Raw genomic sequence first — 19,045 nt, 5'->3', positions numbered from 1 at the left:
CGAGCGAGGAGCGGAGCGCCCCGCGGGAGCGAACGGGGGACGTCGTGACGAGTGCCGAGCCCGTCCTCGAGGTCAGCGAGGTCACCCTGCGGTTCAAGGGCGTGACGGCGGTCAACGGCGTGTCCTTCACGGTGGGACCGCAGGAGCTCTTCGCCGTGATCGGTCCGAACGGCGCCGGGAAGACGTCGATCTTCAACGTGCTCTCCGGCGTCTACCGGCCGCAGGAGGGCCGCGTCCGCTTCCTCGGCGAGGACGTCCTGGGGCTGCGGCCGCACAGGATCGCCGCCCGCGGGCTGGCGCGCACGTTCCAGAACATCGAGCTGTTCGAGAACCTGACGGTGATCGACAACCTCATGCTGGGCCGGGCGCACACCGTCAGGTACGGGATGCTCGCCGCGGCCGCCTGGCTGGGGCCGGCGCGCAGGAGCGAGCTCGCCGACCGCGCCGCCGTCGAGGAGATCGTCGACTTCCTCGAGCTGGCCGCCTACCGGGCCTTCCCCGTGGGCCTGCTGCCCTACGGCATCCAGAAGCGGGTGGAGCTCGGCCGGGCCCTGGCCATGGGGCCGCGGCTGCTGCTGCTCGACGAGCCGGTCGCCGGCATGAACCTCGAGGAGACCGAGGACACCGCCCGCTTCATCCTCGACATCCGCGACGAGCTGCAGATCCCGATGATCATGGTCGAGCACGACATGGGCCTGGTCATGGACCTCGCCGACCGCGTGATGGTCGTGGACTTCGGCGTCCCCATCACCACCGGCACGCCGGCCGAGGTGCAGCGCAACCCCGACGTCATCAAGGCCTACCTCGGCGAGGACCACGCGAGCGGCGGCCGCCGGTCGAAGGGCAGCGCGGTAGCAGGAGGTGCTCCGTGACCACCACCGCCGACCCCCGTGCCGGCACGGCGTCGACCGCGACCACCACGGTCGTGACCCGCATCCGCGACCGCGCGGTGGCCACCCCCGGCGGGGTGGCGATGCGGTCGAAGGAGTTCGGCCTGTGGCGGGAGACCACCTGGGCCGAGTACTGGGACGAGATCCAGGACGTCGGCCACGCGCTGCTCGCCCTCGGCGTCACCCGCGGCGGCCGGATCGCCATCCAGTCGGAGAACCGCAAGGAGTGGCTCACCGCCGACCTGGGCGCCGTCGCGATCGGCGCGGCGACGGTCGGCATCTACCCGACCAACCCGGCCGCCGAGGTCGTGCACCTGCTGCGCGACTCCGGTGCCACGGTGCTGGTCGCGGAGGACCAGGAGCAGGTGGACAAGGCCCTCGAGGTCACCGCCGAGACCCCGGAGCTGCGGCACATCGTCTACGTCGAGCCGCGCGGCATCCGCGGCCGCTACGACGACCCGCGGCTGCTGCACTGGGACGACTTCCTGGCGCGCGGCCGCGAGCACCGCGCCGCGCACCCGGGCGCGGTCGAGGAGGCCATGGCGCAGACGCGGCCGGGCGACCTCATGACGTTGATCTACACCTCGGGCACCACCGGGCTGCCCAAGGGCGCGATGCTCAGCGTCGCCAACGTCGAGGCCACCATCGCCGCGCTCACCGGCCCCGGACTGGTCGAGCCGCCGGCCGGCCCCAAGGACCTGGCGCTGTCCTACCTGCCGCTGTCCCACGTCGCCGAGCGCATCTTCACCACCTGGAACAACGCCGCCACCGGCATCCAGGTCAACTTCGCCGAGTCGATCGAGACCGTCCCCGAGAACCTGCGCGAGATCCAGCCGACGTTCTTCTTCGCGGTGCCCCGCATCTGGGAGAAGCTGCTGGCCACCGTCCAGGTGAAGCAGGCCGCGGCCAGCCCGTTCAAGGGTGCCCTCGGCCGCGCGGGCCTGGCCCTCGCCGCGTCCGTGGGGGAGACGCTGGCCCGCACCGGCGGCCGGCACACCGCCGGCTCCCGGGCCAAGTTCGCCCTGGCCTGGGTGCTCGTCGTCCGCGCCCTGCGCGAGCGGCTGGGCCTGCGGCGGGTGCGCTGGGCCGGCTGCGGCGCCGCGCCGGTGGCCCTCGACGTCCTGAAGTTCTTCCTCGGCCTGGGCATCCCCATCTACGAGCTCTACGGGATGACCGAGAACACGGCGTCGGCCACCGCCAACAAGCCGGGCCGCTGGAAGCTCGGCACGGTCGGCGTGCCGCACGCGGCGGTGGAGCTGCGGATCGACGAGCTCACCGGCGAGGTGCTCACCCGCGGCCCGGCGACCTTCCTCGGCTACTGGAACCGCCCCGACGCCACGGCGTCGGCCATCGACCGCGACGGCTGGCTGCACACCGGGGACGTCGGCGTGGTGGACGAGGACGGCTTCCTGCGGATCACCGACCGCATGAAGGACATCATGATCACCGCGGGCGGCAAGAACATCGCGCCGTCGGAGATCGAGAACGCCCTCAAGGTCAGCCCCTACATCAAGGAGGCGGTGCTGATCGGCGACCGCCGTCCGTACCTCACCGCGCTGATCGGCATCGAGCCCGACACCGTCTCCGACTGGGCGCAGCAGAACCGGATCGCCTTCACCACCTACCGCGACCTCACCGAGAAGCAGGAGGTCAGGGACCTGGTGCAGGGCATCGTGACCGACGTCAACAAGAACCTCGCCACCGTCGAGCAGATCAAGTCCTTCCGGCTGCTGCCGAAACTGCTCGACCACGAGGACGGCGAGCTCACCGCGACGCAGAAGGTGCGCCGCTCGGCGATGGCCGACCGCTTCGCCGACCTGGTCGAGTCGATGTACCCGGGCGGGGGCCGCCACTGATGGCCGAGGTCGTCTCCACCTTCGTCCGCGGGCTCGGGTTCGGCTCGCTGTACGCCCTGCTCGCCGTCAGCTTCGTGATCATCTACAAGTCGTCGAAGGTGATCAGCTTCGCCCAGCCGGCGCTCATGCTGGCCGGCGCGGTGCTGGTCAGCTACCTCGCCGGGCCGGTCGGGTTCTACCTCGCCGTCCCGCTGGCGGCGCTGGCGATGGCGGCGGTCGGGCTCGGTGTCGAGCGGACGACGATCCGGCCGATGATCGGCCGGCCGGTGTTCGTGGTCGCGATCATCACGCTGGGTCTCGACATCGCGATCCGGGTCGTCGTCAACGTCTTCATCGGCGCCAACGTGCGACAGGTGGGCGACCCGTGGGGGCTGACGACGGTCGACGTCGCCGGGATCCGGATCCAGCAGCGCTACATCGCGATGATCCTGGTCCTCGTCGTCGTGGTCGCCGCCCTCTTCGCCTTCTTCCGCTACAGCCGCTGGGGCCTGGCCATGCGGGCGGCCTCGCTGGACCAGGAGACGGCGCTGGTGCAGGGCGTCTCGGTCGGCGGCGTGATGGCGCTGTCGTGGGCCATGGCCGGCGGGCTGGCGGCGGTGGCCGGCGCCTTCGTCGGCACCGGCGGCGGTGTCGACCAGTCCACCTGGATCATCGCGCTCAAGGCGCTGCCGGCGATCATCATCGGCGGCCTGGACTCCATCGAGGGCGCCGTCATCGGCGGGCTCGCCGTCGGCGTGTTCGAGTCCTTCGTCGCCGCGTACCAGGACGACGTCGCGCCCTGGCTGGGGCAGAACTTCGCGCTGGTCTCGCCGTACGTGCTCCTGTTCATCGTGCTGCTCGTCAAGCCCTACGGGCTCCTCGGCACGAGGGAGGTCGAACGGGTGTGACGACCACCGAGCCCCGCACCGGGACGTCGACGCCGGAGCCGGCCCGCGGCCGTGGCCGCACCCGGCGCCCGCGCGGCCGCCCGGCGATGTACACCGCGTACGCGCAGGACATGGCGCTGCTCAACACCGGCGCCAAGAAGGCCGGCCTCGGCGTGCTGCTGGTGTTCGCCGTGCTCGCGCCCTTCCTGTTCCCGGACGACATGCTGCGGCTGCTGGCCATCGGCTGCGTCCTGTCGATCGGCGCGATCGGGCTGAACCTGGTCACCGGCTACGCGGGGCAGGTGTCGCTGGGGCACGCCTTCTTCATCGGGGTGGGCGCCTACACCGCGTCGGTCGTCTCGGGGGACCCCACCGACGACGACGTGTGGGGCCTGGGCATCACGTTCCTGCCGGTGTGGCTGCTCGCCGCCGGCGTCGTCGCGGCGCTGCTCGGGCTGCTGGTCTCGCCGCTGGCCAGCCGGCTGCGCGGGCTCTACCTGGCCATCGTCACCCTCGGCCTGGTCTTCATCGGCGAGCACCTCTTCCGCGAGTGGGACTCGCTCACCGGCGGCGTCGGCGTCGGCCGCCAGGGCCCGGACCCGGTGGTGTTCGGCACGGACCTGTCGCGGCGCTCGGAGTCGTTCTCGGGCGACCAGCAGATGTACTGGCTGATGCTCGTGCTGCTGGTCGTCTTCGCCGTGGTGGGCCGCAACATCGCCCGCTCGGCGATGGGCCGCAGCTTCGCCGCCGTGCGCGACCGCGACATCGCCGCGGAGATCACCGGCGTGGACGTGCGGCGGGCCAAGCGCCGGGCGTTCGTGGTGTCGAGCTTCTACGCCGGCTGCGCCGGGGCGTTGTGGTACTCGATCCTCGGCTACATCGACCCGTCGTCGTTCGGGCTGCTGGTCTCGGTGCAGTTCATCGCGATGGTGCTGATCGGCGGCGTCGCCACGATCTCCGGCTCGATCATGGGCGCGTTCTTCATCGCGCTGCTGCCGCGGCTGACCCGCGAGCTGCCGGCGTACCTGCCCTTCCTGTCCTCCTCGGCCACCGAGACGCCCAACGTCTTCCAGGTGGAGACGCTGCTCTACGGCGTGCTCATCGTGCTGTTCCTGATCTTCGAGCCGCGCGGGCTGTTCGGGCTCTGGATCCGGTTCCGCAACTACTGGAAGGCCTGGCCCTTCAGCTACTAGCCGCACCACCACGTCGCACGCGTTCAGCCGGCAGCGGTGCCGGCAGGGAAGGAGCACCCCATGAGGAGCACGCACCGGCGGAGGGTCGCCGCTGCCGCGCTGGCCGGAGTCGCCGTCCTGGCGGCCGGCTGCCGCGGCGGGGACGGCGGCGGGGGCGGCGGCGGCGAGGGCGGCGAGGGCGGCGACATCGCCACCGACGTCGGCGTCACCAGCGAGCCCTGCCCCGACGCGGTCAACGAGGACAACGGCTGCATCTACCTGGGCACCCTGTCCGACCTGACCGTCGGCCCGTTCGCCGCGGCCGGCCCCCTGATCATCGAGGGGCAGGAGGCGTTCTGGAACCGGGTCAACGAGGACGGCGGCATCGGCGGCTACGACGTCAACGTCACCGAGTACGTCCGGGACAACCAGTACAACCCGCAGGTGACCAACCAAGTCTACCAGGAGATCAAGCCCGACATCCTGGCCCTGGCGCAGACCCTGGGCTCGCCGCCGACCGCCGCCATCGTCGACGACCTCGACGCCGAGGACATCATCGCCGCACCGGCCGGGTGGACCTCGCTGTACCTCTTCCAGGACGTGATCGTGGAGAGCGGCGCCACCTACTGCGCCGAGGCCATGAACGGCGTCGACTACGCCGTCGAGAACGGCGACATCCAGTCGGTCATGGCGGTGCACTACGCCGGTGACTTCGGCGGCGACGCCGCGGCCGGGGCCAAGGTGGCCGCGGACGCCAACGGCCTCGAGTTCACCGACGTCGAGACGACGGCCGGCCCCGACAACCAGGCCGCCGCCGTCGCCGCGATCCTGGAGCAGAGCCCGGACCTGGTCGTCATCTCGGCCGGCCCCACCGACGTGGCCACCGTCGTCGGGCAGGCCGTCGCGGGCGGCTACCAGGGCCAGTTCATGGGGTCGTCGCCCACCTGGAACCCGGCGATCCTGCAGTCGCCGGCCGCGCCGGCGTTCCAGGCGGCGTTCCAGCACCTGGGGCCGTGGGGTCCGTGGGACGCCGAGACCGACGCGCACGTCGCGGCCCGGGAGGCGCTCGGCGACGTCCAGCCGAACGAGTACTACCTGTCCGGCTGGTTCTGGTCCTACCCGCTCAAGGCCGCGCTGGAGGCGGCCGCCGAGAACGGTGACCTGACCCGGGCCGGCCTCCGGGAGGCGGCCGCGAACCTCGAGGAGGTCGACTTCGAGGGCGTCCTGCCCGAGGGCTCGGGCAACTACGCCGGCGGGGCGAACGAGGCGGCGTCGCGGGCCACCTACATCAGCCGGATCGACCCGGCCGCGAGCACCGGCCTGGCGCCGGTGGTCGAGGCCTACACCGGTCCGACCGCCGAGGGGTACGACTTCACCGGCCCCTGCTACGAGGAGGTCGACCTGGGCTGACCCCGCCCCCGCGGCGGCCGGGTCCCCGAGCGGGAGCCGGCCGCCGCGCCTGCCCCGGGCACGTCGTCCCCGGTGGGTGACGCGCGGGCGCCCGCGCGCCGGATCCTCGTCGGCAGGTCACCCGGACCAGGGGAGCTCGCCGTGTCGTCGCTGTCGGAGCGGGGGAGTCGCGAGGTCGAGGCGGCCAACGCTTCCGGTCGCACCCCGGTCGTGCTCATCCACGGCCTGTGGCTGCTGCCGAGCAGCTGGGCGCCGTGGGCGGAGCTGTTCGAGCAGGCCGGCTACGCGCCGCTGACGCCGGACTGGCCGGGCGATCCGGAGACGGTGGCGGCGGCACGGGCGAAACCCGGAGGTCTTCGCCCGGAGGACCCTGGGGCAGGTCGCCGACCACACCGTCGAGGTCATCGCGGCCCTGGACCGGAAGCCGGCGGTGCTGGGGCACTCGACCGGCGGCCTGCTGGCGCAGGTGGTCGCCGGCCGGGGCCCCTCGGCGGCGACGGTGGCCATCGACCCCGGGGTCTTCCGCGGCGTCCTGCCGCTGCCGGTGTCCGTCCTGAAGGGGGTCGGCCCGTTCCTGGCCGACCCGCGCACGAGGGGCGCGCGATCACGCTCACCTGGGAGCAGTTCCGGTACGGCTGGGCGAACGCGCTGGACGAGCAGGAGGCTCGGCAGCTCTACGACACCCACCACGTCGCCGGCTCCGGCATCTCGCTAGTGCAGATGAGCACCGCGAACCTGAACCCGTGGACCGAGGCGAAGGTCGACACCCGGAACCCCGACCGCGGCCCGCTGCTGATCATCGAGGGCGAGGAGGACCGCACGGTGCCGTGGGCGATCGCGCACGCCGCCTACGAGCTGCAGCGGCGCAACCCCGGGGTGACGGAGATCGTGAAGATGCCGAACCGGGGGCACGCCCTCACGATCGACTCCGGCTGGCGGCAGGTCGCCCGGACGGCGCTCAGCTTCGTCGAGCGGTTCGCCTGAGCCGTCCCTGCCCGGCTCCCGCCCTCGGAGGCCGGCACGGCCCGCTCCGAGGAGCGACCGCCCGGGAGCCCGCCGCCGTCCGCCGAACCTGCCGGTACGCGGGACGGCCCCGTGGAGCAGACTCGGGGGCGGGCAGTCCGACGAGCCGGACGACGACGAACGAGGAGGAGCACCGTGCGAGATGCGGTCATCTGCGAGCCGCTGCGGACCCCGGTGGGGGGTTTCGGGGGATCGCTGCGGGACGTGCCGGTGCAGGACCTCGCGTCCACGGTGATCAGGGCGCTCATGGAGCGCACCGGCCTGCCGCCGGAGTCGGTGGACGACGTCGTCCTCGGCCACTGCTACCCGACGATGGAGGCCCCGGCGCTGGGCCGCGTGGCCGCCCTCGACGCCGGCCTGCCCGTGACCGCCACCGGGCTGCAGATCGACCGCCGCTGCGGGTCGGGCCTGCAGGCGGTGCTCTACGCGGCGATGCAGGTGCAGAACGGCGTCTCCGACGTCGTCCTGGCCGGGGGCGCGGAGTCGATGAGCAACGCGCCGTTCTACTCGGTGGCCATGCGCTGGGGGGTCAAGGCCGGCCCCGGGGTGCTGCTCAACGACGGGCTGGCCCGCGGCCGGGTCACCGCCGGCGGCAGGAACCACCCCGTGCCCGGCGGCATGATCGAGACCGCCGAGAACCTGCGGCGGGACTACAAGATCTCGCGCGAGGAGCAGGACGAGTACGCCGTCCGCTCGCACCGGCGGGCCGCCGCGGCCACCGAGGAGGGCCGGTTCGCCGACGAGATCGTCCCGGTGACCATCACCGGCCGGAAGGGCGACACGGTCGTCGACCGCGACGAGCACATCCGCCCCGACTCGAACGCGGAGACGCTGGCCAAGCTGCGCCCGATCATGGGCAAGGACGACCCGGAGGCGACGGTCACCGCGGGCAACGCCAGCGGGCAGAACGACGGCGCCGCGATCTGCGTCGTCACCTCGCCGGAGAAGGCCGCCGAGCTCGGCCTGCGCCCGCTGGCCCGGCTGGTCTCGTGGGGTGTGGGCGGCGTGCCGCCGAAGACCATGGGCATCGGCCCGGTCCCGGCGACGGCCAAGGCGCTGGAGCTGGCCGGCCTGAAGCTGTCCGACATCGACCTCATCGAGCTCAACGAGGCCTTCGCCTCGCAGGTCCTCGCCGTCACCCGCGAGTGGGGCTTCGGCGAGGCCGACTTCGAGCGGATGAACGTCAACGGCTCGGGCATCTCCCTCGGCCACCCCGTGGGCGCCACCGGCGGGCGGATCCTGGCCACGCTGACCCGCGAGATGGACCGCCGGCAGGCCCGCTACGGGCTGGAGACGATGTGCATCGGCGGCGGGCAGGGCCTGGCCGCGGTCTTCGAGCGGGTCTGACCCGACCTTTCCCCCGCGAGATCTGCGCAGTGGTGGCCATCGGCCGCTGACGGCCACCACTGCGCAGATCTCGTCCGCAGCGAGCAGCGAGGAGAGCAGCATGACCGAGTCGACGCAGCGGGTCGCGATCGTCACCGGCGGCGCCCGCGGCATCGGCGCGGCCACGGCGAAGCGGCTGGCCGCCGACGGCTTCGCCGTCGCCGTCGTCGACCTGAAGGAGGACGACGCCCGCGACACGGTGGCGGCGATCGAGTCGGCCGGCGGCCGCGCGCTCGCCGTGGGCGCCGACGTCGGCGACGCCGAGCAGGTGCAGGCCGCGGTCGACCGGATCGCCGCCGAGCTCGGCCCGCCCGTCGTCCTGGTCAACAACGCCGGGGTCACCAAGGACAACCTGCTGTTCAAGATGAGCGACGACGACTGGGACACGGTCATGCACGTGCACCTGCGCGGCTCGTTCCTCATGACCCGGGCGGCGCAGGAGCACATGACCCAGGCGGGGTGGGGCCGCATCGTCAACCTGTCGAGCACCTCGGCGCTGGGCAACCGCGGCCAGGCCAACTACTCCACGGCCAAGGCCGGCCTGCAGGGCTTCACCAAGACCCTCGCCATCGAGCTGGGCAGGTTCGGCGTCACCGCCAACGCGATCGCGCCGGGCTTCATCGCCACCGACATGACGAGGGCGACGGCCGCCCGCATCGGCCGCGACTGGGACGAGTACGTGGCCGAGCGGGCCGCGGCGATCCCGGTGCAGCGGGCCGGGCAGCCGGAGGACATCGCGCACACCGTCTCCTTCCTCGTCAGCGACGGCGCCGGGTTCGTCTCGGGCCAGGTCATCTACGTCGCCGGCGGCCCCAGGGCCTGAGGTGCTGCGGCCTCCGCGTCCGTCCGTCATGATCGCGGCGGGCGGAGAGGAGGCCGGGTGAACCTCGAGAAGGTCGTCTTCGGCTTCTTCGTGGTGCTCGCCGCCACGCTGAACTTCGGGTTCTTCATCGGTGACATCTCCGATCCCGACCTGCACAACCCCTACGAGCTGTTCGCCGCGGTGGTCGTCAACCTCATCGCCACCGTGCTCAAGTTCGGCGACCGCACGCAGATCGGGGCGGTGCACCTGGCCACCAGCCTGGTCGCCGACCTGCAGCTGATCGCCGCCTCCCTGCTCTACGGCTACGCGATCTACGTCTCCACCGCCGGGCTCACCGAGTCCTGGACGGCCAGCGTCGTCTCGCTGTCGGGCGGCGCGCTGTTGGCCAACATCGTCTCGGTGGTGCTGCTGGTGGTCGAGACGGTGTCGTTCCACCGCAGCTGATCGGAGGCCGGCGTGGGCAACCCCCTGCTCACCTTCTGGGCCCGGCTGTTCGGGCGCGACGAGGACGTGCGGCGGGTGCGCCGGGCCCCCGTGCGGGCGGCCGCGGCGTCGGCCGCGCGGGCCTCGGAGGCCGTGTTCCTGGTGCTGCGGCGGATGCGCGCGCCGCTGATCGTGCTCATCGTCATCTTCGCCGTCAGCGTGCTGGGGCTGACCCTGATCCCCGGCGTCGACGCCGAGGGCCGGCCGTGGCGGATGGGCTTCTTCGACGCCTTCTACGTCATGAGCTACACCGCGACGACGATCGGCTTCGGGGAGATCCCGTACCCGTTCACCTACAACCAGCGGATGTGGGTCACCGTCTCGATCTACCTGACGGTGATCGGCTGGGCGTACGCGATCGGCTCGCTGCTCGCCCTGCTGCAGGACCGGTCGTTCCGCCAGGCCCTGGCCCTGCAGCACTTCAGCCGCAAGGTCAGCCGCCTCGGCGAGCCGTTCGTGCTCGTCGCGGGCTACGGCCGGGCCGGTGAGCTGCTCGGCCACGCGCTCGACCGGCTGGGCCGCCGGTTCGTCGTCGTCGACCTGTCCGCCGAGCGGATCGAGGGGATCGAACTCGACGCCTTCCACGGCGACGTGCCGGGGCTGGCCGCCGACGCGCGCGACCCCGGGATCCTCGCCGTCGCCGGGCTGCGGCACCCGCGGTGCGAGGCGGTGGTGGCGCTCACCGACGACGAGGAGGTCAACCTCTCCGTCGTCATGACCGCCGCGCTGCTGCGCCCCGACCTGCCGGTGGTCGCGCGGGCCACCTCGCACGTCATGCGCGAGCGCATGGAGGCGTTCGGCTCGCCCAGCGTGGTCAACCCGTTCGACCGCTTCGGCGACCACCTGCGCCTGGCCCTGCGCTCACCGGCCGGCTACCAGCTGCTCACCTGGCTGGAGAGCGGCCCCGGCGCCGCGCTGCCCCCGCGCGGGAGGCCGCCGCGCGACGGGCGCTGGGTGGTCTGCGGGTACGGCCGGCTGGGCCGCGAGATCACCGACGACCTGCGGGCGGAGGGGATCGAGGTCACCGTCGTCGAGCCGCACCCGGACGGCGGCACGGGGGAGGAGCACCTGGTGGTGGGGGACGGCGTCGAGCCGGAGGTGCTCGCACGGACCCGGCTGGCCGACGCCGTCGGGTTCGTGGCCGGCACCGACAACGACACGACGAACCTGTCGCTGGTGGCGGCGGCCCGCCGGGTGAACCGGTCGCTGTTCGTGGCCGCCCGCCAGAACCGGCCGGCCAGCGCGCCGCTGTTCGGGGCGATGCGGATCGACGCGCTGCTGGTGCCCACCGAGGTGATCGCGCACGAGGTCTACGCGCAGCTGTCGACCCCGCTGCTGTGGCGGTTCCTGCGGGAGATGCCGGCCAAGGGTGACGAGTGGGCGGCCGGCATCGTCGACCGGCTGCACCAGCTGTGCGGGCTGCGGCTGCAGGCGCTGTGGAAGGTCCGGGTCAACCACCAGGACGCGCCGGCCCTGCACGCCCGGCTGGCCGAGGGCGACGTCACCCTGGGCCAGCTGCTGCGCGACCCCGAGACGCGGGAGGACCCGCTGCACGCCGTCGCCCTGCTGGTGCTGCGCGGCCAGGAGGCGCACCTCGCGCCGGACGCCGACTTCGTCCTCGCCCGCGACGACGAGATCCTGCTCGCCGGCCGGCCGGGGGCCCGCCGCTCGCTGTCGACCGTCCTCGTGGTCGACGCCGTCCTCGAGTACGTCGTGACCGGCCGGCGGGTGCCCTCCAGCTGGATCTGGCGCAAGCTGAGCCGGACCCCGGAGCGGGAGCCGGAGCCCGCCGGTCAGGTCCGCTCGGGGTAGCGGGCGCGGGCGAGCAGGAACGCGCCGAACGCGGCGATGCCGACCGCCACGAGCGTGAGCAGGACGGCGCCGAAGGGCGCGTCGAGGACGGTGCGCATCGCACCGTCGAGGCCGCGGGCCTTGGAGGGGTCGAAGGTGAGCGCCGCGTAGCCCAGCAGCCCGCCGACCAGCGCCAGGGCGACGCCCTTGGCCGGGTAGCCGGTCTGGCCGAGCCGGGTGATCAGGCGCACCGCCCTCGGCGGCGCCTCGGTGAGGTCGATCTCCTTGAGGAACGACTTCTTCACGCCCTTGACGACGTGGTGGACGCCGATGCCGACGAGCACGAGCGCCACCGCGCCCACCAGCCACCGGCCGCCGGGCCAGCCGAAGACGCCGGCGGTGGTGTCCTGCTGGCTCTGCGCGCTGGACTGCCCGTTGCCCGTGGCGAACCGGATGGCGAGGACCGCGAGCGCCGCGTACACGGCCGCCTTGGCCAGCGACTTGCCCGTCTTCCACAGCGCCTTCTTGCGCAGCTGCCCGGACGCCGACCACCCGGTGCGCCAGCGCAGCACCTCGAGGGCCTGCCAGGCGGCGAGCGCGATCAGCCCGACGGCGATCACCCACAGCAGCGGCGTGCCGACCGGTGACTCCGCGAGCGTGGCCAGCGCACCGGACTGGTCGGCGGACTGCCCGCCGCCGCCCCAGGCCAGCTGCAGCGCCAGCCAGGCCACCAGGAGGTGCACCACGCCGTAGGCCAGCAGACCCACTCGGGCGAGGTGCTCGAGGCCGTCGCCGGCGTCGACGCGGCGGGTGGGGCCGGCCGCGGTTCCCTGTGCGCTCATGTACGGGCTCCTCCCGCCGACCGGCCGCTGCTCGACCGGTGCCGGAGGCGCGATACCCGAGGTCGGGCGTGTCATGCCCGGGGCCCGGCGGGCCGCCCGGTCGGGTGAGGGACACTGGGCGGCGTGGCGAGCGCAGCACCCGGCATCCTGACCGCGCAGGCGGACCCCGACGTGGCCCGGCGGGCCTGGCCCCGCTGGGTGGCGCTCGGCCTGGCGATGCTCGCGGTGGCGGCCGGAGCCCTCTTCCGGCCGGAGACCGGGGGGCGGGTGCTGCTCGCCGCCGCCGGTGTGTTCCTGCTCGTCCGCGGCGTGATCGTGCTGCGGGCGGCCGGCTCCGGCGAGCTCGACCGCAGGGCGCGCGGGCTCGGGGCGGCCGCCGCCGGACTCGGGGTGGCCGGCGCCGCGGTCGCCGCGCTCTCGGCGGCCGCGACCGGCTGGGTGCTGCTCGCCGCCGTCCCGGTGCTGCTCCTCGGCGGCTCCGTCGCGCTGCTGGGCCGCGGCGGGACGGCCCGCCGCGGCGGCTGGGCGCTGCTGGTGTGGGCGGTGCTGGTCACCGGCCTGCTCGGCGCCACCGGCGCGGCGCAGGGCTGGTCGCGGGCGGCCGACGTCGGCACGGTCGTCTCCGCGCTCGCCGTCGCCGTGCTGGCCGTGCCGGTGCTGGTCGGCGCCGCCGGCCTGCGGGCCGCCGCCGCCCGCCCGGTGCCGCCGCCCGCGCCGGCCGGGTGCGCCGGCTGCGCCTGCGGCGCCGGCGGCTGCGGCGCGCTCGGCTGACGGCTCAGCCCACCGCCCACACGACGTCGCCGGAGGCGGCGCACCCGCCGCCCAGGTAGACCACCGAGCCGTGCCGGGACGCGGCGACGGTGGTCACCTCGCCGTCGTCGCACAGCGGCACGTCACCCACCGCCTCGCCGGCCTCGACGTCGACCACGGTGACCACCAGCCGCCCGTCGACCTGCCCGGGCAGGTGGGCCAGGCCGTCGGTGTCGACGACGAGGGCGCCGGTCCAGCTGGCGGTGCCCGACCCGCCGCCGAGCTCCGCGACGTCGGTCAGCACGTCGGCGGCGACGGCCACGAGCCGGATCCGCTGCGCGTCCTCCGTGCCGACGTCGACGGCGACCAGCGCCCGGCCGTCGGGCAGCAGCGTGATCGACAGGGCGCTGCCCAGGGCGCCGTCGGTGGTGAGGCCCACCGGCTCGCCGCGGCGGGTCAGGGCCGCGTCGAACTCGGCCACGACGGGGGCGCCGCCGGCGTCGAACACCGCCACCAGGCCGCCGGCCGGGGTGGCCACCAGCCCCGCGGCCTCGACCGGCTCGGTGGTGAGCAGGTCGACCGGCGCGCGGGCGGTGACCTGGCCGGTGGCGGGATCGGCCGCGAGGAGCTCGGCGGTGCCGCCGTCGTCGACGAGCAGGTAGAGGGTTCTCCCGTCCGGGGAGAGCGCGGTGTGCACGAACCGGGCCTCCGGGCCGGGGTCGACGGTCGCGGGCTCGGACGCGACGCCGTCGTCGACGGAGACCACGCGCAGCCGCAGCGGGTCGCCCGGGTGCGGGATGCCGACGAGCACCACGGTGCCGTCCTCGGCCGTGTGCGCCGCGTGCGGCAGGCCCACCGAGGGCGCCGGCCGGTCCTCGACGACCTGGATCGACGCCGGGCCGCCGCCGTCCTCGACCGGGCCGATGCGGACCAGCGACGGGCCGCCCTCGGGGTCGTCGTCCGGAGTGATCACCGCGGAGGCGCCGGAGCCGAGGTCGGGGGTGAGCGCTGAGGGGCGGTCCTCGACCGGCACGACCGCGAGCAGGTCGGCCGGAGCGCCCGTCGGGTCCCCCTCCGGGGCGGCCGACGGCTCGCCGGCGGCGGCCGCGGTGGCCGTCCCGCGCACCTCGACGGCGCAGGCGGTCAGGCCGAGAAGGGCGGCGGCGGGCAGCAGCAGGGCGCGGAGCGGGCGGCGCATCGGGTCCTCGGGGGTCTCGTCCGGATCGTCGGCGTCCAGCCTCCGGACGGCGCTTGCGGGAAACCTGGGCCGCGCTAGGACCTGCCCGCGCCCATCCGCCGCGGCGGCCCGGCCCGCTCCGTGCCGAATCCCCGGCGGCGCGGCGGGGTACGGCTCCGGCGTGCACGGCCACGTCTTCGTCGTCGGGGCGGACCTGACCCGGCTCGCCTGCGACGACGTCCTCGTCCCCACCGACCGCCGGCTGCGGGTGGCCCCCGGGTTCCGCGAGCTGCTCCCCGACGACCTGGTCACCGAGGAGGGCCCGGACGGCGCCTGCCTGGGGCTGTCGTGGGCGGGGGAGGAGCGGGTGCTCGAGGTGCCCGGCGACGGCGGACGCCGGACCTGGCTGGTCGACACCGTCGACGACGGCGGCCGCGGGCTGCCCTGGCTGCTCGACGGCGCCCGCGAGGCGCTGGCCGCGGTGGCCGGCCGGGAGGTGCCCGAGCCGGTGCACGGCCGGGCGCGCCGGCTGGTGGGCCTGCCGGCGCTGGGCACGGGCTGGGGCGGCGCCGCCGGCGAGCGCGGCACCCTGCTGCGCGAGCTGCTCCCGGTGCTGCGCGAGGCCGCGCGCGAGCACGGCTTCGACGTCGCCCTGGTGCTCAAGGGCCCCAGCGACCTGGCCGCGGCCCAGCGGCTGCGCCGCGGCGCCGACGAGGGCTGGGACCTGCCCGACGAGCTGCGCGCGGTGGCCGAGCGGCTGGGCGAGGACGCGCGGCTGGGCCGGCTGGCGGTGTTCGTGGGCGCCGGGGTGAGCGCGGCGGCCGGCCTGCCCACGTGGGAGCAGCTGCTCGCCGAGCTCGCCGAGCGCTCGGGGCTGGACGAGGACCTGCGCGCGGGCCTGTCCCGTCTGCCCGCCCAGGACGCCGCCGCACTGCTGGCCCGCGAGCTGGGCCGCGACAACCTCGAGGCGTACGTGAAGGAGCGCTTCGGGCCGGGCTGCTACGCCCTGGCCCACGCGCTGGTCGCCGACCTGCCGGTGCAGGAGTTCGTCACCACGAACTACGACCCGCTCGTCGAGCTCGCCGCCCGGGGCATCGGCCGGGAGCTCACCGTGCTGCCGTACGACGAGGCCGTGCCGGGGGCGCCGTGGCTGCTCAAGCTGCACGGCGACGCGGCGCACCCGGCCGGCGTCGTGCTGACCCGCGAGGAGTACCTGCAGCTCGGCGACGCCCGGGCGGCGCTGGCCGGCGTGCTGCACGCGCTGCTGCTCACCCGGCACGTGCTGTTCGTGGGGACCTCGATGCTCGACGACGACCTCATCCGGATCGCGCACCAGGTGCGCAGCGCGCTCGACGTCGACGGCGTGGCCGCGCGGCGGCGCGGCGGCACCGTGCTGGCCCTGCGCGAGGACCGGGCGCGGGCCCGGCTGTGGGAGCGCGACGTCGACACCGTCGCCATGTCGTCGGGCGACACCCCGCCGGCGGAGGCCGCCCGGCGCCTCGAGGTGCTGCTCGACCTCATCTGCTGCCTGTCCACGCCGCCGACCGGCTACCTGCTCGACCCGGCGTACCGGGGGCTGCTCAGCGAGGAGGAGACCGCGCTGGCCGAGGCGCTGCAGTCGGTCGCCGAGCGGCTGCCCGAGGACGACGACCGGTCCTGGGCGGGGGCCGAGGTGGCGGCGCTGCTGCGGCGGCTGGGGGGCGGCAGCTCGGTCGCGGACGGCGGCGACGAGGCCCCGGCCGACGAGGCGACCCGGCTCCGCGACGACCGCCGGCAGGAGCAGCGGCCCGGATGAGGCGGCCGCGCCGCCCCTGGACCCGGCTGGCCTCGGCCGCCCTGGCCGGGCACGTGGGCTTCGAGCTCGCGGCGGGCGTCGGCCTGCCGCTCGCCTCCGTCGTCGGCCCGGCACCGGCCGCGCTGCTCTGGGCCGGGGCCACCGCGGGCGTGCAGCGCGCCGCGGGGTCGCCGTCGGCGGGGGCCGGGCTGGCGCTGGTGAACGCGACCGGCCTGGCCGCGGCGCTGGCGCACCTCGCCGGCTGGCCGCGCCGGTGGACCCGCGTCGGCCTGCCGTGGCTGCTGGACTGCGAGGGGCTGGGGCCGGAGCTGATGCGCTGGTACAACCCGGTCGTCCACCTCGGCGGGGCGGCGTCCCTGGTGGCCGCGCTCACCGAGGACCGCCGCCGGTGGCCGCTGCTGCTCGTCCCCGCGCTGGTCCCCGGGCTGGTGCGGCTGCAGCACGCCGAGCACGAGCGGTTGCGCGCGCGGGCGTGCCGCCGTCCCGGGTGGTGGAACCGGCGGCTGCGGTCCTGACGATCATGGTTGCCGCCCCGGCCGCCGGGGAACGGGTCGTGCATGCCGCTCGACGACAGCCTCCGCATGCTGGCCAAGGGGTACGCGTGGCTGCCCGACGAGCGCCGGCGGCGCGGCCGGCGGACGCTGCGCGCGCGGCTGATGGGCGTGCGGGCCGTGGCCCTGGAGGGGCCGGACGCCGCCCGCTTCTTCTACGACGAGGACCACGTCCGGCGCGGCGGGCCCACCGCCTCGGGGGCGCTGCCGGAGCCGGTGGTCGGCACGCTGTTCGGCAAGGGCGCCGTGCACACCCTCGACGGCCACCCGCACCGGGTGCGCAAGTCGATGTTCGTCGCCCTGCTCATGGGGGACGGGACCGGCCCGCTCGTCGAGCGCACCACGGCCGCCTGGGACGACGCGGTCAGGGGGTGGGCGCAGCGCCGGTCGATCGTGCTGTTCGAGGAGGCCGCGAAGGTGCTCGCGGGCTCGGTCTGCCGCTGGGCCGGCGTCCCGGTGACCGACGACGAGGTGCCCGCCGTCGCCCGTGACCTGCTCGCCCTGGTCGACGGCTTCGCCACCGGCGGGCCGCGGCACTGGCGGGCGCGGCGCGCCCGGGGCCGGCGCGAGGCGTGGCTGGCCCAGCTCGTGCGCGACGTCCGGGAGGGGCGGACGGCGGTGCCCGAGGGGTCCGTCCTCAACGTGGTCGCCCACCACCGCGACGCCGACGGCGAGCTGCTGGAGCCGCGGGTGGCCGCGGTGGAGGTGCTCAACGTCGTCCGCCCGACGGTGGCCATCTCCTGGTTCGTCGCCTTCTCCGCGCACGCGCTGATCCGCTGGCCGCAGCACCGGCAGCGGCTGGCCTCCGGCGACCCGGCGTTCGCCGAGGCGTTCGCGCACGAGGTCCGCCGGTTCTACCCGTTCGCGCCGTTCATCGGCGGCAGGGCCCCGCGCGAGGTCGAGTGGGACGGCCAGCGCGTCCCCCGGGGCGCGCTGGTGCTGCTCGACCTGTACGGGCAGAACCACGATCCCGAGGTCTGGGGCGACCCCTACGCCTTCCGGCCGGAGCGCTTCCTCGGCGAGGACATCGGCGCGTTCGAGCTCGTGCCCCAGGGCGCCGGCGACCCGCGGTCCGGGCACCGCTGCCCCGGCGAGCAGATCACCGTCGCGGTGCTGTCGGCGCTCGCCGTCCGGCTGGCGCGGCTGCGCTTCGACGTCCCCGACCAGGACCTGTCGATCTCGCTGCGGCGGATCCCGGCCAAGCCGGCCAGCGGCGTGGTCCTGCAGGTGCACGGCTCCGACTGAGCCGCCGGCCGGTCAAGCCGTTCCCCAGTGCCGCGCAAGCGGTGCCCGGCAGCCTCGACGACGTAGCGAACCGTTCCGTCCTCGAGGAGAGAACCGCCATGGCAGCCCCGTCCCGCCGAGCCGCCCGCGCCCGCACCGCCGTCGGGGCCGTGCTCGGACTCGTCGTCGGCGTCGTCACCGGCGTCCAGCAGGCCTGGGACGCCGAGGGCCGGGCGCTGTTCGTCTTCCTCAGCGCGTTCACCGGCTACTACCTGGCGCTGTGGACGGTCATCCTGCAGACCGCCGCCGCGTCGAGGCGGGTCCCCGACGACGAGCCGCGCAACGTCCCGGTCGGCCTCTAGGCCCCCGGCGCCGGGCCCAGCCCCGCGTCGCGGGCCAGCGCCACCGCCTCGGCCCGGCTGGCCGCGTGCAGCTTGGTGAGGACGTCGGAGACCCGGTTGCGCACGGTCTTCTCCGACAGGAACAGCCGCTGCGCGATCGCCCCGTTGGACAGCCCGTGCGCCACCAGGTCGAGCACCTCCCGCTCCCGGTCGGTCAGCTCGGGGAACGGCACCGCGCTCGACCGGGCCCGCGACGAGGCGAAGAAGGCCAGCACCCGGTCGGCGATCCGCGGGCCGAACACCGCCTCCGACCGCGCGGCTGCGCGCACCGCCCGGGCGATGTCGGCGCCCTCCGACTCCTTCAGCAGGTAGCCGCGGGCGCCGGCCCGCAGCGCCGCGAACACCGAGTCGTCGTCGTCGCTCATCGTCAGCACGACCACCGAGGTGCCGGGGTGGGTGGCGGCGATCCGGGCCGTGGCCGGCAGCCCGCCGGTGCCGGGCATGCGCAGGTCCATGAGGACGACGTCGGGCTGCTGCGCGTCGACCACGGCGACGGCCGCCTCGCCGTCGGCGGCCCGGCCGACCACCTCGATGTCGGGCTCGTCCTCCAGCGCGTCGGAGACGCCGTCGCGGTAGACGGGGTGGTCGTCGACGACGACCACCCG

Annotated in this window: 19 protein-coding genes; 16 read left to right on the top strand and 3 right to left on the bottom strand. The window is 74.9% G+C overall.

The window, feature by feature from the left end:
* Positions 1–44: 44 nt before the first annotated feature.
* The 11 genes from ACI78S_RS05925 to ACI78S_RS05875 all read left to right on the top strand — a co-directional run bounded on the left by ACI78S_RS05925 (position 45) and on the right by ACI78S_RS05875 (position 11,721).
* The gene (locus ACI78S_RS05925; RefSeq protein ID WP_456971300.1) at positions 45–872 is read left to right on the top strand and encodes an ABC transporter ATP-binding protein; all 828 of its coding nucleotides are present in this window, start codon (positions 45–47) and stop codon (positions 870–872) included.
* Entirely contained in the window at positions 869–2,746 is a 1,878-nt protein-coding gene (locus ACI78S_RS05920; protein WP_456971299.1) for an AMP-dependent synthetase/ligase, read from the top strand. Before ACI78S_RS05925 ends, ACI78S_RS05920 begins: the two co-directional genes overlap by 4 nt.
* Complete coding sequence (locus ACI78S_RS05915) at positions 2,746–3,633, top strand: branched-chain amino acid ABC transporter permease (protein ID WP_456971298.1); 888 nt, start codon at positions 2,746–2,748, stop codon at positions 3,631–3,633. Before ACI78S_RS05920 ends, ACI78S_RS05915 begins: the two co-directional genes overlap by 1 nt.
* The gene (locus ACI78S_RS05910) at positions 3,630–4,805 is read left to right on the top strand and encodes a branched-chain amino acid ABC transporter permease (protein ID WP_456971297.1); all 1,176 of its coding nucleotides are present in this window, start codon (positions 3,630–3,632) and stop codon (positions 4,803–4,805) included. Before ACI78S_RS05915 ends, ACI78S_RS05910 begins: the two co-directional genes overlap by 4 nt.
* A 60-nt stretch (positions 4,806–4,865) precedes the next feature.
* Entirely contained in the window at positions 4,866–6,194 is a 1,329-nt protein-coding gene (locus tag ACI78S_RS05905) for an ABC transporter substrate-binding protein (protein ID WP_456971296.1), read from the top strand.
* A gap of 313 nt (positions 6,195–6,507) precedes the next feature.
* Positions 6,508–6,909: an alpha/beta fold hydrolase gene (locus ACI78S_RS05900; protein ID WP_456971320.1), complete on the top strand. Its 402-nt coding sequence runs from the start codon at positions 6,508–6,510 to the stop codon at positions 6,907–6,909.
* Between the two features lie 5 nt (positions 6,910–6,914).
* Complete coding sequence (locus tag ACI78S_RS05895) at positions 6,915–7,178, top strand: hypothetical protein (RefSeq protein ID WP_456971295.1); 264 nt, start codon at positions 6,915–6,917, stop codon at positions 7,176–7,178.
* A gap of 174 nt (positions 7,179–7,352) precedes the next feature.
* Entirely contained in the window at positions 7,353–8,564 is a 1,212-nt protein-coding gene (locus ACI78S_RS05890) for an acetyl-CoA C-acetyltransferase (protein WP_456971294.1), read from the top strand.
* 100 nt (positions 8,565–8,664) lie between these two features.
* Positions 8,665–9,426: a 3-oxoacyl-ACP reductase FabG gene (gene fabG / locus ACI78S_RS05885; RefSeq protein WP_456971293.1), complete on the top strand. Its 762-nt coding sequence runs from the start codon at positions 8,665–8,667 to the stop codon at positions 9,424–9,426.
* Between the two features lie 57 nt (positions 9,427–9,483).
* Positions 9,484–9,870 carry a DUF6394 family protein gene (locus ACI78S_RS05880; RefSeq protein WP_456971292.1) on the top strand — a complete coding sequence of 129 codons (387 nt, stop codon included), beginning with the start codon at positions 9,484–9,486 and terminating at the stop codon, positions 9,868–9,870.
* Between the two features lie 12 nt (positions 9,871–9,882).
* Complete coding sequence (locus ACI78S_RS05875) at positions 9,883–11,721, top strand: potassium channel family protein (protein WP_456971291.1); 1,839 nt, start codon at positions 9,883–9,885, stop codon at positions 11,719–11,721.
* On the opposite strand, the gene ACI78S_RS05870 is transcribed toward ACI78S_RS05875, so the two are convergent.
* A complete protein-coding gene (locus ACI78S_RS05870; RefSeq protein ID WP_456971290.1) occupies positions 11,703–12,542 on the bottom strand; it encodes a DUF1206 domain-containing protein in 840 nt (279 codons plus the stop codon). The genes ACI78S_RS05875 and ACI78S_RS05870 overlap by 19 nt on opposite strands.
* 123 nt (positions 12,543–12,665) lie before the next feature.
* Here ACI78S_RS05870 and ACI78S_RS05865 point away from each other — a divergent pair, with 123 nt between their 5' ends.
* Positions 12,666–13,313 carry a hypothetical protein gene (locus tag ACI78S_RS05865; protein ID WP_456971289.1) on the top strand — a complete coding sequence of 216 codons (648 nt, stop codon included), beginning with the start codon at positions 12,666–12,668 and terminating at the stop codon, positions 13,311–13,313.
* A 4-nt stretch (positions 13,314–13,317) separates the two neighbouring features.
* On the opposite strand, the gene ACI78S_RS05860 is transcribed toward ACI78S_RS05865, so the two are convergent.
* Positions 13,318–14,490 (bottom strand): hypothetical protein, encoded by a 1,173-nt coding sequence (locus ACI78S_RS05860; RefSeq protein ID WP_456971288.1) that lies wholly within the window; start codon positions 14,488–14,490, stop codon positions 13,318–13,320.
* A gap of 160 nt (positions 14,491–14,650) precedes the next feature.
* On the opposite strand from ACI78S_RS05860, the gene ACI78S_RS05855 reads away from it, so the two are divergent.
* From ACI78S_RS05855 to ACI78S_RS05840, 4 genes are all read left to right on the top strand, one after another.
* Positions 14,651–16,264: an SIR2 family protein gene (locus ACI78S_RS05855; RefSeq protein WP_456971287.1), complete on the top strand. Its 1,614-nt coding sequence runs from the start codon at positions 14,651–14,653 to the stop codon at positions 16,262–16,264.
* The gene (locus ACI78S_RS05850; RefSeq protein ID WP_456971286.1) at positions 16,261–16,779 is read left to right on the top strand and encodes a hypothetical protein; all 519 of its coding nucleotides are present in this window, start codon (positions 16,261–16,263) and stop codon (positions 16,777–16,779) included. The genes ACI78S_RS05855 and ACI78S_RS05850 overlap by 4 nt, the downstream gene beginning before the upstream one ends.
* A gap of 42 nt (positions 16,780–16,821) precedes the next feature.
* The gene (locus ACI78S_RS05845; protein ID WP_456971285.1) at positions 16,822–18,060 is read left to right on the top strand and encodes a cytochrome P450; all 1,239 of its coding nucleotides are present in this window, start codon (positions 16,822–16,824) and stop codon (positions 18,058–18,060) included.
* A 98-nt stretch (positions 18,061–18,158) separates the two neighbouring features.
* The gene (locus tag ACI78S_RS05840; RefSeq protein ID WP_456971284.1) at positions 18,159–18,401 is read left to right on the top strand and encodes a hypothetical protein; all 243 of its coding nucleotides are present in this window, start codon (positions 18,159–18,161) and stop codon (positions 18,399–18,401) included.
* Here the strand turns inward: ACI78S_RS05840 and ACI78S_RS05835 are convergent.
* Positions 18,398–19,042, bottom strand: a complete 645-nt coding sequence (locus ACI78S_RS05835) for a response regulator (protein WP_456971283.1) — start codon at positions 19,040–19,042, stop codon at positions 18,398–18,400. The genes ACI78S_RS05840 and ACI78S_RS05835 overlap by 4 nt on opposite strands.
* Positions 19,043–19,045 lie beyond the last annotated feature (3 nt).

It is taken from the genome of Geodermatophilus sp. SYSU D00815, assembly GCF_054050035.1.
The sequence above is the reverse complement of the archived record's forward strand: the minus strand, read 5'-3'. Positions and strand labels throughout refer to the sequence as shown.

Excerpts from the sequence above, each read along its gene's own strand:
- fabG (WP_456971293.1), top strand. The coding sequence starts at position 8,665 with ATGACCGAGTCGACGCAGCGGGTCGCGATCGTCACCGGCGGCGCCCGC.
- ACI78S_RS05915 (WP_456971298.1), top strand. The coding sequence starts at position 2,746 with ATGGCCGAGGTCGTCTCCACCTTCGTCCGCGGGCTCGGGTTCGGCTCG.
- ACI78S_RS05870 (WP_456971290.1), bottom strand. The coding sequence starts at position 12,542 with ATGAGCGCACAGGGAACCGCGGCCGGCCCCACCCGCCGCGTCGACGCC.
- ACI78S_RS05860 (WP_456971288.1), bottom strand. The coding sequence starts at position 14,490 with ATGCGCCGCCCGCTCCGCGCCCTGCTGCTGCCCGCCGCCGCCCTTCTC.
- ACI78S_RS05850 (WP_456971286.1), top strand. The coding sequence starts at position 16,261 with ATGAGGCGGCCGCGCCGCCCCTGGACCCGGCTGGCCTCGGCCGCCCTG.
- ACI78S_RS05895 (WP_456971295.1), top strand. The coding sequence starts at position 6,915 with ATGAGCACCGCGAACCTGAACCCGTGGACCGAGGCGAAGGTCGACACC.
- ACI78S_RS05905 (WP_456971296.1), top strand. The coding sequence starts at position 4,866 with ATGAGGAGCACGCACCGGCGGAGGGTCGCCGCTGCCGCGCTGGCCGGA.
- ACI78S_RS05845 (WP_456971285.1), top strand. The coding sequence starts at position 16,822 with ATGCCGCTCGACGACAGCCTCCGCATGCTGGCCAAGGGGTACGCGTGG.
- ACI78S_RS05840 (WP_456971284.1), top strand. The coding sequence starts at position 18,159 with ATGGCAGCCCCGTCCCGCCGAGCCGCCCGCGCCCGCACCGCCGTCGGG.